The sequence below is a fragment of the Zobellia laminariae genome (genome assembly GCF_030553095.1).
Taxonomy (GTDB): domain Bacteria; phylum Bacteroidota; class Bacteroidia; order Flavobacteriales; family Flavobacteriaceae; genus Zobellia; species Zobellia laminariae.
This window is the reverse complement of the sequence record NZ_CP130738.1, coordinates 3,247,547-3,261,696: the sequence shown is the minus strand read 5'-3', so window position 1 is coordinate 3,261,696 and position 14,150 is coordinate 3,247,547. Positions and strand designations below refer to the sequence as shown.

Below are 14,150 nucleotides of genomic sequence, written 5' to 3'. Positions count from 1 at the left end.
ACTATAAGCACTTTTATTATGAAAATCCAGAAGAAGATAGAGCCTTTTGTTATTACACATAAATTAGACACACCCTTCTATTTTTCGCAATGGCAGTATGATACCCGTAAAATATGTATCGTAAAAATAACACTGGATGATGGCACTTACGGATGGGGAGAAGGCTACGGGCCTGCAGCGGTCATAAAATCCGGGATAGACTTTTTTACTCCTTTTCTTTTAGGAAAGAGTGCTTTAGAACATGAAATCCTTTGGCAAGAAATGTACAGGCGCTCTATGGATTACGCTAGAAGTGGTGCTTTCCAAGCAGCTATAAGTGCTATAGATGTTGCTTTATGGGATATTAAAGGGAAATTACTAAATCAACCGGTATCTGTTTTATTGGGCGGAATTAAAAACCCAATTATTGAACCCTACGCTACAGGACTTTATTTTACACGAAACGAAAATCTTGAAGAGCTTTTGGTCAATGAAGCCTTATTGTATAAATCCCAAGGGTTTAAGGCTACCAAAATGAAAGTCGGACTGGGTATTCAGCAAGACTTAAAATACATTGCCGCAATTCGCAAAGCCATTGGGCCAGATATGCGCTTAATGATAGATTCTAACCACGCTTATTCTTATAAAGAGGCCATAGAATTAGCTCGAAAAGCTGAAAAATATGATATTTCTTGGTTTGAAGAACCGGTATCACCAGAGGATTATGATGGTTACCGCAGACTAAGAGAAAATACAACTATACCTATTGCAGGTGGTGAATGCGAATATTTGAAGTTTGGTTTTAAACGTCTTTTTGACAATGATTGTGTAGATATAGCACAACCAGACATTTGCGCTACGGGAGGTTTAACCGAAGCTAAACGAATCACCAATCTAGCACAAGCGTACAACAAAGATGTAGTGCCACATACTTGGGGCACTTGGATTGCCATAAGTGCAGCAATTCATTTGGTGGCCAATTTGGATAAGAATCCAGAGAATGTACAACGACCTGCCTACAATGGAATTGGACAGAACTGAAAATGCCCTTCGCGACGAGGTTACCCTTCACAAGGTAAAATTAGAAAACGGACATTTAGAGGTTCCTCGTACACCCGGCTTGGGCGTTGATGTTGATATGGACAAATTAGAATACTATTTAGATAAAGAAATACATAAAGATGGAGCAGCTAAAATTCGGTCATAAGAAATTATATATTGATGGTGCACTTGTTGAAGCCTCAAACAATAAAACTTTTGAAGTTATTTGCCCAGCGGACGAAAAGCCCACTGCCACAATTGCTTGGGCTAGTTTAGAAGATACCCAAAGAGCTTTAAAAGCTGCAGAATCAGGTTTTAAAACTTGGTCAAAACTTCCCATACAAGAGCGCCTAGATTGGATTGATAAGCTTAGAAATAAAATTATAGAGAATAGCGACTTGCTACGTGAAAGCATCATGTATGAAATGGGCAAAACTTGGGAAGGCTCAGAAGAAGACCTTACCAGTATTACCAATTCGTTACAGTACTATTCTGAAGAAATATTAAAGCGCAATGACATTCCTATTGAGGATAAGGAAGGTACGCATGAACACCACTTTGTTTCACAACCTTTGGGGGTTGCGGTTGCTTTTCTAGCCTATAACTTTCCGTTGTTGAACTTAGGTTTTAAATTAGGGCCTGCGCTAGCCGCTGGCTCAAGTATCATTTTAAAACCTTCAGAATTTTCACCTTTATCGGCTTATATTATTGGAGAATTATGCGCTGAAATTAATTTTCCCAAAGGAGTCATAAACGTTATCTGTGGAGATTTAAACGATGTTGGTATTCCGCTTTGCGAAAGTAAAATTCCAAGACTGATTACCATGATCGGTTCTACGGAAACTGCGCAAAAGCTTATCGCACAAAGTGCAAAAACCTCTATAAAAAGATACAGCATGGAATGCGGCGGAAATGCCCCGTTTATTGTTTGTAAAGATGCCGATTTAGAACTGGCCATAAACATTGGTACAGCTCTTAAAGTTGGTAACTCAGGACAAATCTGTGTAGCTCCTAATCGTTTTTTCGTTCATGAATCGCTTATAGAAGAATTTGCCGCTGGCATGGTAGAAAAGTTTAAAGCGACCAAACTTGGGTTTGGACGAGAAAAAAAACCTGATATGGGTCCATTGACCAATAAGCAATCCGTCATAAAAGTCAAAGGTATTGTAGATACAGCCATTAAACAGGGTGGTAAATTACTATATGGTGGTAAAACCTTAGAAGGTCCTATTATTATTTTGAACCTACGGTTATTACTTTCAACAAAAACGAAGCCGAGATACTTCAACATGAAATCTTTGGTCCTGTAGCTCTCATTGTTCCATTTAAAACAAAAGAAGAGGTTATTGTACTAGCCAATAATACGGATGCCGGACTAGCATCTTACGTATTTTCTAAGGATGTAGAAACGCTTGATTTCTTTGCCAGCTCCCTAGAATTCGGTGAAGTGCAACTCAATGGCGTAAAATATGACATATACTTACCGCATGGTGGTGTCAAAAACAGTGGTATAGGAGTGGATTGCTCTACTTATGCGCTAGATGATTATCTTGCCAAAAAAAGAGTAACCAAAGCTTTATAACACCAATGAAATTACCCGAAAAATTTATTAGCTGCGATTGGGGTACTACCAATTTTCGGCTGCGTTTAATAGAAACGAAATCGCTCAAAATTCTCTCGGAACACACGACAGATATGGGCATTAAAAAACGCTTTCAAGAATTTAAAGAACAATCTAGTATTTCTCAAGACCAGTTTTTTGCAGAATACCTGAAAGATCAAATCAAAAACCTAGATGGCACAATCAGTAATGACTATGTCATAGTAGCATCCGGAATGCTCTCGTCTTCAATAGGCATGCATGAATTAGATTATGCAAATATGCCCTTAGCTTTTAATGGCGAGGATTTAATAAGCAAGTATATTCCTTTTGATGATATGCCAGACCTTTTATTGATATCTGGTGCCAAAAGCGATGCAGATGTTATGCGGGGTGAAGAAGTTCAGGCCATTGGTCTATCTAAAGCGCTTTCTAAACACAAAAAGGGTATTTTATTATTACCTTAAGGCACGCATTGCAAACACATTACTTTTGAAGCGAATGTTTTTAAAGATTTCACCACGTATATGACCGGTGAACTTTTTGATACCATTAGCAAGCATACCATTTTATCGGCTTCACTAACTTCGGCTGCTTGGGATGTTTCTTTTCAGGATATTTTCTTGGAAGGAGTCAAAAAAGGTCTAGTAAATCAACAGATGCAATCTTTATTCTCAATTAGGGCAAACACTTTAATCAATCAAGTTTCTGGTGAACAAAACTTTAACTTTTTGTCCGGTCTTATGATTGGTGGCGAACTGGCCAGTTTACAGCATAAAGATGGAACCATCTTTCTTGCAGCTAGTGGTATTTACAGTACGCTTTACAAACTGGCATTAGAATCATTTTTACCAACCGAACAAATCGTTTGCTTTGAGGAGCAAATTTTAGAAAAAGCATTACTAACAGGACAACAACAAATATTACGGACTTATGCAGAATAATATATTTTCATGGGATAAATATAACCAAAACCCAATAGTAGGAATCCTAAGAGGGCTAACAACAGAAGAGGTTCTTAAGATTATGCCTTCTTACGTAAAAACTGGTTTTTACACGATTGAAATTACCATGAACTCACCCAAGGTTGCTGAAACCATTGCAACTTTAGCCAAAGAGTATCCTGAGCTTAATGTAGGCGCTGGTACGGTTTGCACTATGGAAGATTTAAAAATTGCTTTAGATGCTGGCTCTCAATTTATCGTAACCCCAATTATTGACGAGGAAGTAATTAAACATTGTGCAGCTAATAACATTCCTATTTTTCCAGGAGCATATACTCCTACTGAAATCCACAAAGCATGGTCTTGGGGTGCTTCTGCGGTAAAAGTCTTTCCGGCAACGCAGTTGGGGGTTCAATACATAAAAGACGTTTTGGCGCCACTTAATGAAATAAAACTTTTACCTACTGGTGGTGTTTCAGTAGACAATATAAAATCGTTTTTTGAAGCAGGAGCTGTTGGGGCCGGTATGGCGAGTTCTTTGTTTGATAAAAAAATGATTCGTGAAGGGAATTATACCGATTTAGAAAAGCACTTTGCAAAGATGAAAAATGAGATTAAAGATTTTATAAAAGAATAAAACCTTCAACTTAATCAATACTTAGAAAACGAAAAACAATAGAAAAATGGCTAAACGGAACCTCATATTTTTACTTATGATTGGCCTGACTGTATTTAATGGTCTCGCTTTGGATACTTATAAATCAGACCCTATTGTTTTAGAAAATGAAAAGTTGAATGTGAGTATTGATTCTGAAACAGGATGCTTTTCTGTTACCGAAAAAACTTCTGGTCACGTTTGGAAATCGGACCCGTGGGAAAATGCCGCGGGTCTATTGACCATAACCGATTCCAAAGGAAAAAAACATACGGTGAACATTTCCAAGAGTAAAAAAATTGAAGTTTCACAAACTTCAAATAATACGGTATCTCTCAAATTTATTGACCCTGTTCTCAAAGACGGCTCCGTCGCTACAGGGGTTTCCATTGTCACAGAATTAAAGCTAGATGCCAAAACAGCTCTGTTAGATGTTGAAGTTAAAGAACATAATGCCGGTAATTTTAAATTATCGGATTTACGTTATCCAGCTAGGGCTTTCAGCTTAAAGACAGATGAAGATAAGGGTGCTGCTGTAATTCCTCAAAAGCAAGGAGTTATCTGTCCGTCCTATATTTTTCCTATGAACGGAGGTCGTTTTTGTAAATGGGATGATGCCACTTACAACAATAAATCACAAGGTTTTTTAGAGTTGTTCAACAACGGTACCGGACTTACTATGCCTTGGTGGGGTACGTATAACGAAAAATCTGCCGTAATGGGTATTGTAGATGAATCTGCCAGACCCCAAATGCAATACAATATCAATAACAATGGTCAATACCTTTTTAAAGGTGAAATGTCTACTTACCAACGTATTGTTTTTCTTGACCCTATTTGGAAATTGAACGAAGAGAAAGGTAAAATGCGCATGAGCTACCATTTTATTCCCGGTGGTGATTACGTAGATATGGCCAAAGAATATCAAAAGGAGGCTAAAGCCCGTGGACATTTTGTTTCCTTAAAAGAAAAACTAAAAAGAAATCCAAATGTAGATAAACTTGGGAGCTATCTATTTCGGAATTTACGGTGGCTATCCTCATTATGTGAACATGCCTGGAATGGCTTTTACTTTTGATGAATTAAAAAATACGATACAGACCATTCATGATGAATTAAAAGTGGATAAAGCTTTTGTTCATGCATGGGGAACCTTTTCTAATTTTGTTCCGCACAACTCCCCTATCAGTGAAGCTTTAGGAGGACCTAAAAAATTAAAGGCAGCGGTAGATTTAGCCAAATCTTATGGGTACTTGTATTCATCTTACCATGCCTACTCCCCAATGCTGGAGAACGACCCTAATTTTACAACGGACCTTATGCAACGTGATGCCGAAGGAAAATTGATGAACGCAGGGAGTCGTTGGGCGCGTGTTGACCCAAAATTTCAAAAAGCATTAGCTCAAGAAAATATTGAAAATGAAATTTCTTATTTAGGCCTAGAGGCCGATATAACTGATATTACTTTTGCCGCATACCGTGAAAACGGAAAAGAAGGACGTATTGAGCTGGCCAAATATATAGACAGCTTTAACTTGGTAAACGGTACCGAACATGGCCAAGAACAATGGATACCCTATTTTGATATGTTCGAAGGGATGACCTATTTAGAGGACCGCCCACTTTCTGTAATCTCCCACCCTGCTCCGCTTTTCAATTTGGTGTACCATGAAGCTATAGCCAATTTTGGAAAAATTCAAGATCCAGATAATGAGGTTACAGCCAACGGCGATTTTAGAATTAAAGCCTTAAGAAGTATGTTGTTTGGAAGAGGTACTACCATATTCTTTGCTCCTTACGAATTTGAAGGTATGCGCCCTATGATAGAAATGGCAAGAGATTTGGTAAGCCCTGTTCATAAAGAAACATTTTATTCAGAATTAAAAAGCCACGAATATCTAAGTGCTGATTACAAAGTACAGAGAAGTCAGTTCTCTAGTGGTACCGAAGTAATTGCCAACTTAGGCCCGGTAGCACAAAAGGTAGAAGGCGGTGTTTCCATTCCCGGATACGGCTATAGAATTAAGATGAAGGATGGCAGTGTAAAAACCGGTCATTTCCAAGTGAGTCTTCACATGGATTAGCAGAAGATTTTCATCAAACAAATACAAAAGACAGGTCATTATGAAATATGTTGCAACAAAATTAAAATCAAATCAGACTAGATTTAGTTCAATTATATTCTCGTTTTGTCTTTGTACGATTTTTTGCCACAACACGCTTCTTATAGCCCAAGACCGTCCTAATGTATTGATTATGCTTACCGATGACCAAGGCTATGGTGACCTAGGTTCTCACGGCAATCCCTATTTAAAAACACCAAATATTGAAAAAATAGGCAAGCAAGGTCTTGAAATGACCCATTTCTTCTCCTATCCAAATTGTTCTGCTACTCGTGCTGCCATTTTAACAGGCAGATATCCGTATCGCACAGGAGTCACAGGGGTTACACAAGTTGATCACTTTATGAATACTTCAGAAGAAACGCTAGCCGAGATTCTGAGTAAAAACGGCTATCGTACGGGAATTTTCGGAAAATGGCATTTGGGAGACAATGCACCCATGCGTCCTACGGACCAAGGTTTTCAAGAAGCCCTTGTTCATAAAGGAGGTGGTATTGGCCAAGCTGCTGGACCTACTGGCAACACCTATTTTGACCCCATTCTTGAGCACAATAATGAACCTAAAAAATACGAGGGATATTGCGATGATATTTTTACCGATGCTGCTCTGGATTTTATGAGTGAGAAAAGTGATAAGCCATTTTTCACATATTTAGCAACCAACCTGCCACACTTTCCGTTAGAAGTACCCGATGAAAAAGCCGACCCATATAGAAAAATAGGACTTCACGAAGACAATGCCAAAACCTACGGCATGATTGATAATATTGATGCCAACGTAGGTCGCGTTTTAAAGCGGTTAAAACAACTGGGCATTGAAGACAATACAATAGTTATTTTCCTTTCGGATAATGGCCCAAGGAACAGACGTACCAAAAATGACGTTTACCCAGGAAGATGGGTAGCAAATTTACGAGGAACAAAAACAAGTGTTTATGAATGTGGTACTCGTGTACCCTTTTTTGTTAGATGGCCAAAACATATTGAAAAAGCACAACAAAACAGTACTATGGGTGCAGTAATTGATGTACTGCCCACTATCCTAGATGTCTGTAAAATTGAAGCTTCTGAGGATATTAAACTGGACGGTAAATCATTGCTGCCCCTATGGAAAGGGGAAAAACCGGACTTTAAAGATAGGGAGTTCATTGTCCAAATGCATTACGGCCCAACCGTGTTTAAATACATGCATTTTGCAGTGCGGACCCAAAAATATAAACTGGTAAGTCCACATGATGACCCACACCATATTCTGTATCAACCTAAGGATGAAGAATTAAAAGAGGTCCTTGCTAACTTAGAATTATACGATGTAGAAAATGACCCAAGTGAGCGTATAAACCTAGCCAATAATTATCCTGAAATAGTAGAAGACCTTCTAGCTCGTTATGAAAATTGGTTTGACGAGGTTACTGAAGAAAGAGATTCCAAAGGCATTCAACGTATTTATCTTGGCAGCAACATGCAACGCTCTACTAATCTATCTCAGTTTGATTGGGGCGGCCCTAGAGTCCTTTCCAAGAATGATCTTGGCCACTGGCGCGTAAAGACGGAGTCCGGCACATATAATGTTAGCTTTGATCTTCCGGAACTGAATAATGAAGGTGTAGCGCATTTGAAATACAAAGACGTGCATTTAAAACTTCCGGTAAACAAAGACCAGAAAAAAATCACCTTTACAGATGTAATACTTCCTGAAGGAACAGGAAACTTCCATGCTTTTTTAAAAACAGAAAGATTAGCTACAGGCCCTTTATTTGTTGATGTTGAACGTATTGATTAATGCTTAAAGATTTCGATTTTACTGGTTTTCGCATTTTTTAAATCACACTCAAGTACCACATTTCACAACATTAACCAACAAACAAGGTTAAAATAGTGCTGTAACAGGATAAAATCTACAAATCACTGCTTCCTCTATTACCCTTTATTTGTATGCTACACTGCATCAAAGTATTCGTTGTACGGCCAAGTTCTATTTACAACGAATTCTAGACCATAACGCAACAGTGTATTATATAAATATTGGATTATGAAAAGAATAACCCTCTCCATTTGCCTCTTATTAACCGTGCTTTCTTGTAAACAAGGCACACCCGACAAAAACCTCAGCACAGATACAACAAAACCGCGTGATTATGCTGCTAATCTAGACACAGGAAAAGGTGTCATCAATAACACGAACAGTCCACATGTTAAGTTGAAAAGTATTGACATAGGAGACTGTAGATGGACCGAAGGTTTTTGGGCCGATAAATGGAAGGTTGCCGAAGAAACTATGATTCCCCACATGGGTGAAATCCTAAAAGGAGATATCGGTCACGGTTACAACAACTTTAAAATAGCTGCCGGACTCAAAGAAGGCGAACACAAAGGTTTTTGGTGGCATGATGGCGACTTCTATAAATGGATGGAAGCCAAAATGTACATATATGGCGTAAATAAAGATGAAAAAATTGTTGAGGAAATAAATGAGATAATAGACGTCATAGCCCAAGCTCAACAAGCAGATGGTTACCTATCCACACCGGCAATTATTAGAGATGATATAGAACCTTTTACCAATAGAAGGTATCACGAATTATACAATAGCGGTCATTTATTGACTAGTGCATGTATTCATTATCGCCTGACCGGAAAGACCAACTTCCTAGACATTGCGGTAAAGCATGCCGATTATCTGTACAAAATATTCTCTCCCAAACCAGACCACCTGAAACGTTTTGGTTTCAACCAAACACAGATTATGGGCTTGGTAGAATTGTACCGGACTACCAAAGACAAACGCTACTTAGAGTTGGCCGAGCAATTCATAAATATGCGCGGTACATATAAAATTGAAGATGATGAGACCACAAAAGGATATCCTATTGGTGATATGGTTCAGGAACGCGTTCCGCTTCGTGAAGAAACCGAAGCCGTAGGTCATGCGGTATTGGCACTTTATTTCTATGCCGGCGCTGCCGATGTTTATGCGGAAACTGGCGAGAAAGAGTTAATTGATGCGCTAGAAAGGTTGTGGGACAACGTGACCAACAAAAAAATGTACATAACGGGAGCCATCGGCCAAACACACTATGGCCGTTCTTCTCGCCTCGATAAAATTGAAGAAGGCTTTATTGATGAGTACATGATGCCTAACATGACTGCTTACAATGAAACTTGTGCCAACATCTGCAACTCCATGTTCAACTACCGTATGCTTACATTAACCGGTGATGCCAAGCATGGTGACATTATGGAACTTGTGTTGCATAATAGCGGACTCTCGGGCATTAGCCTTGACGGAAAGAATTACTACTATTCCAATCCACTTCGGAAAATTGAAGGCGCGCTAGATTATGAAAAAATGAATGTTGAGTTTCCGGAAAGACAGCCCTATCTTAAATGCTTCTGTTGTCCTCCAAACCTATGGTGCGTACCATAGCAAAATCTCCAGGCTGGGCCTATAGCAAATCTGAAAATGGAATTGCGGTTAATCTATACGGAGGAAATGAATTGAATACTACCCTATTGGATGGTTCAGCCATAAAACTCACCCAAAAAACAGATTACCCATGGGACGGTGTCGTTAAGATTACAGTGGATGAATCCAAAGCCGATGCCTTTGATATTCTTCTTCGTATTCCCAGTTGGGCCAAGGGTACTCAAATTTATGTAAACGGAACAAAAACAGCAGAAGCTGTGCCCGGTACGTTTGCTAAAATTGAAAGAAAATGGGCCGCTGGTGATGAAATTACTATTGACATGCCAATGGAAACCAAATTCATTGAAGGACACCCACGCATTGAAGAAGTTCGCAACCAAGTCGCCTTAAAAAGAGGTCCGGTCGTGTATTGTATTGAGTCGGCAGATTTACCAGAAAAAACAGATATAACCAACGTTTACCTTTCTTCCGATAAAAAACTGAACCCTACTTCCAGACCCGATTTCTTGGGAGGTGTCACCACTTTAGAAGGCGAAATATTAATACGAAAAGATAAATTGGGTGAAATGTACCAAGAAGTAAGTGCCCCAGAATTTCAATCTTTTAAAACCAATTTTATACCTTACTATGCTTGGAGCAATAGAGGCCAAGGAGAGATGACCGTTTTCCTTCCAGTAATCTGGAATTAGCATTTATGATAGCTCACCACACCTTAATTTAAACAATTTATGGGTTCCTATAAACAGAATGCTTTTAAGTATGCCACCATTGTAGCCATGGGCGGTTTTGTCTTTGGATTGGACGCAGCGCTAATATCGGGAACGGTGAAATTTATAACACAAGAATTTTCACTCTCGGAACTAGAATTGGGTTCAGTAGTAGGAGCTCCGGCCATGGGGGTACTTTTAGCACTTGTGTTTGTGGGATATGCTTGTAATAAATATGGTCGCAGAACCACTTTAATGATTGCTGCGGCCCTGTATCTTTTTTCTGCAATCTCTTCTGCACTGGCCCCATCCTATGCTTCTCTTCTGGTAGCTCGGTTTATGGGGGGATTGGCTTTTAGTTCTATCTCCTTGGCATCCATGTATATTGGAGAAATAGCACCTCCAAAATGGCGTGGAAAATTGGTTTCCATGACCCAAATAAATATAGTGGTAGGACTTTCCGCCGCCTACTTCATAAATTACCTCATTCTAGGTTGGGCAAACACAGATGCTCCATGGGTTCAAGAATGGGGACTAGACACGAACACATGGCGTTGGATGTTGGGTACTGAAGTTATTTTTGCTTTCTTATGGTTTGTCCTACTCTTTTTTGTTCCCAGAAGTCCGGCTTGGTTACTATATAATGGACGCGAACCAGAAGCCATAAGGATGCTACAAAAAGTAACTCCCGAAAATGAAATTCAGGCCAAAATAAACCAAATGCGCTCTAGTCTTGAAAACAGTAATCAAGACCGCTCAATGCTTACTCAACTAAAAGAAATTTTTGGTAAGCCCATGCGTGTCACTATGATTATTGCAATGACCATAGCTATCGCACAACAGGCCACGGGTATAAATGCCATTCTGTTCTACGCTCCTACTGTATTTGAGCAATTGGGCATAGGAACAGATGCTGCATTTGCGCAGGCCATTTATATTGGACTTACCAGTGTAGTGTTTACAGTCTTAGGTTTATTATTAGTTGATAGAATAGGCCGTAGACCAATGATTATTTGGGGCATGCTTTGGATAATCTTAAGTCTTGGTGTTTGCTATTACGGATTTGAAACCGCCAACTATACCATTAGTCAGAATGCGGTTTCCGAATTGTCTGAAATCCCCAACTCAGAAAGGTTGAATGCCCTAGTAGACGTACCTTTTGATAGTGATATAAGTTTTAAAACGGCGTTAATTGAAACCTTAGGAGAAACGGATGCCAGAGATTATTCAGGTCTACTTTTACAGAAAGCAGCGGATATAAATGCCCTCCTTATTTTATTGGGAATACTCAGTTTTATTGGTGCCTTTCATTTTTCCATCGGCCCTGTTATGTGGGTCTTATTTTCAGAGATTTTCCCTATTTCATTAAGAGGTGTTGCCATTCCATTTTTCACTTTGGTCACCAGCTTTGTAAGTTACTTGGTGCAGAAATTTTTCCCATGGCAATTAGCAACCATGGGTATCAGCTCAACACTCTTATTCTATGCCATTGTCGTAAGTATCGGTTTGGTTATTCTTTATATCTATTTAAAAGAAACCAAAAATATGACCATAGAAGAAGTGCAATTGACATTAGCCACAAGACGAAAAACCTAATAGATATACAACATCCATATAAATAGATTTTTTATTTAAATCGATTTCTTTTTGAATAACACAGTACAGATGAAACAAGCTACTCCTGCAAATACAAACAGCCCATATACCCAACTTACAAGTATGAACATTGGCGATTGCCAATGGACCACTGGTTTCTGGGCCGATAAATTTGAACTTTGTGCAAATGCCATGGTACCTTACATGGGTGATGTATTATGTGGAGATGTGGGCCATGCGCTTAATAATTTTAAAATAGCCGCAGGTGAAAAAGAAGGTAATCACCAAGGCATGTTTTGGCATGATGGGGATTTCTATAAATTCATGGAAGCTAAAATTTACGTTTACGCCCACACAAAAAACAACGAACTTCTTACTGAATTAGATGAGTACATAGCCATAATTGGCAAGGCACAAGAAAGTGACGGATACCTTCAAACTCAAATTCAGCTGAGAGACGGTGTAGACCGATACGAAAATCGTAAGTACCACGAAATGTACAATACTGGGCATCTGCTTATCAGTGCCTGTATTCATTACAATGTTACCGGACAGCAAAATTTCTTGGATATAGCTATTAAACATGCGGACCTACTGTACACTATTTTTATGCCCGACACCAAACACTACGGCCGCTTTGGTTTTAACCAAACACAGATAATGGGCTTGGTAGAATTGTACCGTACGCTGGGCGATAAGAAATATTTACAGCTTGCTGAAAAATTTATTGACAATCGTGGAAAATACGAAGTAAAACATCATACTACTACTGAAGGATATCCTATTGGCGATATGGTACAGGAACGTACTCCTTTACGAGAATCCACAGAAGCAGTAGGCCATGCTGTACTCGCCTTATATTATTACGCAGGTGCTGCGGATGTTTATGCCGAAACAGGAGAAAAAGCGCTGCTTGATGCACTGGACCGTCTCTGGGAAAACGTGACGACAAAAAAAATGTACGTTACCGGTGCCGTAGGCCAAGCCCATTATGGTGCTTCCGTAAATCGGGATATGATAGAAGAAGGCTTTATTGACGCCTATATGATGCCTAACATGACCGCTTATAATGAAACGTGTGCGAACCTTTGTAATGCCATGTTCAGCTATCGCATGATGAATCTGCACGGAGAGGCGAAATATGCAGATATTGTTGAACTGGTTCTTTACAATAGTGCACTATCCGGTATTAGCGTTACAGGTAAAGAATACTTTTACGCAAACCCATTGCGGATGCTCAACAATACCAGAGACTACAATGCCCACGAAAATGTAACGGAAACACCTAACAGAGAACCTTACCTGAGCTGTTTCTGCTGCCCTCCTAACCTAGTACGCACCATTGCCACAGTTTCAGAATGGGCTTATAGCCTTTCAGAAAACGGAGTAACCGTAAATCTCTACGGCGCAAATAATTTGGACACCCAATTAAAAGATGGTTCGCCTATTAAGATAGCACAGGAAACGGAATACCCGTGGAACGGACATGTAAAACTGACTATTGAAGAATGTAAAACAAATGCATTTTCCATTAGTTTACGCATCCCAAAATGGGCTAAAAATTCTAAGCTACAGCTCAATGGCAAAGAACTAACTAGCACTTTAGAACCGGGTAGTTTTACTTCAATTGAACGTAATTGGAAAAAAGGTGATGTACTTATTTTAAACATGCCAATGGAGGTCGATTTTATAGAAGGCCATCCAAGAATTGAAGAAGTACGAAACCAAATAGCCGTAAAACGCGGCCCAATTGTTTATTGTATTGAGTCTCCCGATTTACCAGAAAACACTGATATTCTAGATGTTTATTTTAATGGGAATAAAAATTTGGAACCAACTTACCAGTCCGATTTTTTAGGAGGAATTACCACATTGGAAGGAGAAATATTAATACGAAAAGATAAAGGCGAAGGCATTTACAGGACAGTCCAAAAACCTGAATGGACGCCACATAAAACTCAACTTGTACCCTATTTTGCTTGGAGCAATAGAGGACAGGCAGAAATGACCGTTTTCATGCCCGTAGTCTGGAATGATTAGGACAAAACATTATAAACAGACTAGACCGTACCAAAAAG

The 14,150-nt window shown here is 39.2% G+C and carries 12 protein-coding genes and 1 pseudogene; all 13 read left to right on the top strand.

The window, feature by feature from the left end:
* The first annotated feature begins 18 nt into the window (after positions 1-18).
* On the top strand, positions 19-1,020 hold the full coding sequence (locus tag Q5W13_RS15625) for a mandelate racemase/muconate lactonizing enzyme family protein (protein WP_304443630.1): 1,002 nt from the start codon (positions 19-21) through the stop codon (positions 1,018-1,020).
* On the top strand, positions 1,001-1,186 hold the full coding sequence (locus Q5W13_RS15620; protein WP_304443629.1) for a hypothetical protein: 186 nt from the start codon (positions 1,001-1,003) through the stop codon (positions 1,184-1,186). Before Q5W13_RS15625 ends, Q5W13_RS15620 begins: the two co-directional genes overlap by 20 nt.
* Entirely contained in the window at positions 1,161-2,330 is a 1,170-nt protein-coding gene (locus Q5W13_RS15615) for an aldehyde dehydrogenase family protein (RefSeq protein ID WP_304443628.1), read from the top strand. The genes Q5W13_RS15620 and Q5W13_RS15615 overlap by 26 nt, the downstream gene beginning before the upstream one ends.
* Entirely contained in the window at positions 2,273-2,602 is a 330-nt protein-coding gene (locus Q5W13_RS15610) for an aldehyde dehydrogenase family protein (RefSeq protein WP_368662566.1), read from the top strand. Before Q5W13_RS15615 ends, Q5W13_RS15610 begins: the two co-directional genes overlap by 58 nt.
* Before the next feature lie 5 nt (positions 2,603-2,607).
* Positions 2,608-3,564 (top strand): annotated as a pseudogene (locus tag Q5W13_RS15605) (2-dehydro-3-deoxygalactonokinase).
* Entirely contained in the window at positions 3,554-4,201 is a 648-nt protein-coding gene (locus tag Q5W13_RS15600; RefSeq protein WP_304443627.1) for a bifunctional 4-hydroxy-2-oxoglutarate aldolase/2-dehydro-3-deoxy-phosphogluconate aldolase, read from the top strand. The pseudogene Q5W13_RS15605 and the gene Q5W13_RS15600 overlap by 11 nt, the downstream one beginning before the upstream one ends.
* Before the next feature lie 46 nt (positions 4,202-4,247).
* Positions 4,248-5,297 (top strand): hypothetical protein, encoded by a 1,050-nt coding sequence (locus Q5W13_RS15595; protein WP_304443626.1) that lies wholly within the window; start codon positions 4,248-4,250, stop codon positions 5,295-5,297.
* Positions 5,281-6,303, top strand: coding sequence for a glycoside hydrolase family protein (locus Q5W13_RS15590; protein ID WP_304443625.1), 1,023 nt, complete (start codon positions 5,281-5,283; stop codon positions 6,301-6,303). The genes Q5W13_RS15595 and Q5W13_RS15590 overlap by 17 nt, the downstream gene beginning before the upstream one ends.
* A 40-nt stretch (positions 6,304-6,343) precedes the next feature.
* Positions 6,344-8,125 (top strand): arylsulfatase, encoded by a 1,782-nt coding sequence (locus Q5W13_RS15585; protein ID WP_304443624.1) that lies wholly within the window; start codon positions 6,344-6,346, stop codon positions 8,123-8,125.
* Positions 8,126-8,374: 249 nt separating this feature from the next.
* Positions 8,375-9,769 (top strand): glycoside hydrolase family 127 protein, encoded by a 1,395-nt coding sequence (locus Q5W13_RS15580; protein ID WP_304443623.1) that lies wholly within the window; start codon positions 8,375-8,377, stop codon positions 9,767-9,769.
* On the top strand, positions 9,754-10,458 hold the full coding sequence (locus Q5W13_RS15575; protein WP_304443622.1) for a glycoside hydrolase family 127 protein: 705 nt from the start codon (positions 9,754-9,756) through the stop codon (positions 10,456-10,458). Before Q5W13_RS15580 ends, Q5W13_RS15575 begins: the two co-directional genes overlap by 16 nt.
* A 39-nt stretch (positions 10,459-10,497) precedes the next feature.
* A complete protein-coding gene (locus Q5W13_RS15570; protein WP_304443621.1) occupies positions 10,498-12,072 on the top strand; it encodes an MFS transporter in 1,575 nt (524 codons plus the stop codon).
* Positions 12,073-12,141: 69 nt separating this feature from the next.
* A complete protein-coding gene (locus tag Q5W13_RS15565) occupies positions 12,142-14,112 on the top strand; it encodes a glycoside hydrolase family 127 protein (RefSeq protein ID WP_304443620.1) in 1,971 nt (656 codons plus the stop codon).
* Positions 14,113-14,150: the final 38 nt, after the last annotated feature.

Bases quoted from the DNA above. Each gene is read 5' to 3' on its own strand.
- Q5W13_RS15625 (WP_304443630.1), top strand. From the start codon at position 19: ATGAAAATCCAGAAGAAGATAGAGCCTTTTGTTATTACACATAAATTA.
- Q5W13_RS15620 (WP_304443629.1), top strand. From the start codon at position 1,001: ATGGAATTGGACAGAACTGAAAATGCCCTTCGCGACGAGGTTACCCTT.
- Q5W13_RS15615 (WP_304443628.1), top strand. From the start codon at position 1,161: ATGGAGCAGCTAAAATTCGGTCATAAGAAATTATATATTGATGGTGCA.
- Q5W13_RS15600 (WP_304443627.1), top strand. From the start codon at position 3,554: ATGCAGAATAATATATTTTCATGGGATAAATATAACCAAAACCCAATA.
- Q5W13_RS15595 (WP_304443626.1), top strand. From the start codon at position 4,248: ATGGCTAAACGGAACCTCATATTTTTACTTATGATTGGCCTGACTGTA.
- Q5W13_RS15590 (WP_304443625.1), top strand. From the start codon at position 5,281: ATGGCTTTTACTTTTGATGAATTAAAAAATACGATACAGACCATTCAT.
- Q5W13_RS15585 (WP_304443624.1), top strand. From the start codon at position 6,344: ATGAAATATGTTGCAACAAAATTAAAATCAAATCAGACTAGATTTAGT.
- Q5W13_RS15580 (WP_304443623.1), top strand. From the start codon at position 8,375: ATGAAAAGAATAACCCTCTCCATTTGCCTCTTATTAACCGTGCTTTCT.
- Q5W13_RS15575 (WP_304443622.1), top strand. From the start codon at position 9,754: ATGGTGCGTACCATAGCAAAATCTCCAGGCTGGGCCTATAGCAAATCT.
- Q5W13_RS15570 (WP_304443621.1), top strand. From the start codon at position 10,498: ATGGGTTCCTATAAACAGAATGCTTTTAAGTATGCCACCATTGTAGCC.
- Q5W13_RS15565 (WP_304443620.1), top strand. From the start codon at position 12,142: ATGAAACAAGCTACTCCTGCAAATACAAACAGCCCATATACCCAACTT.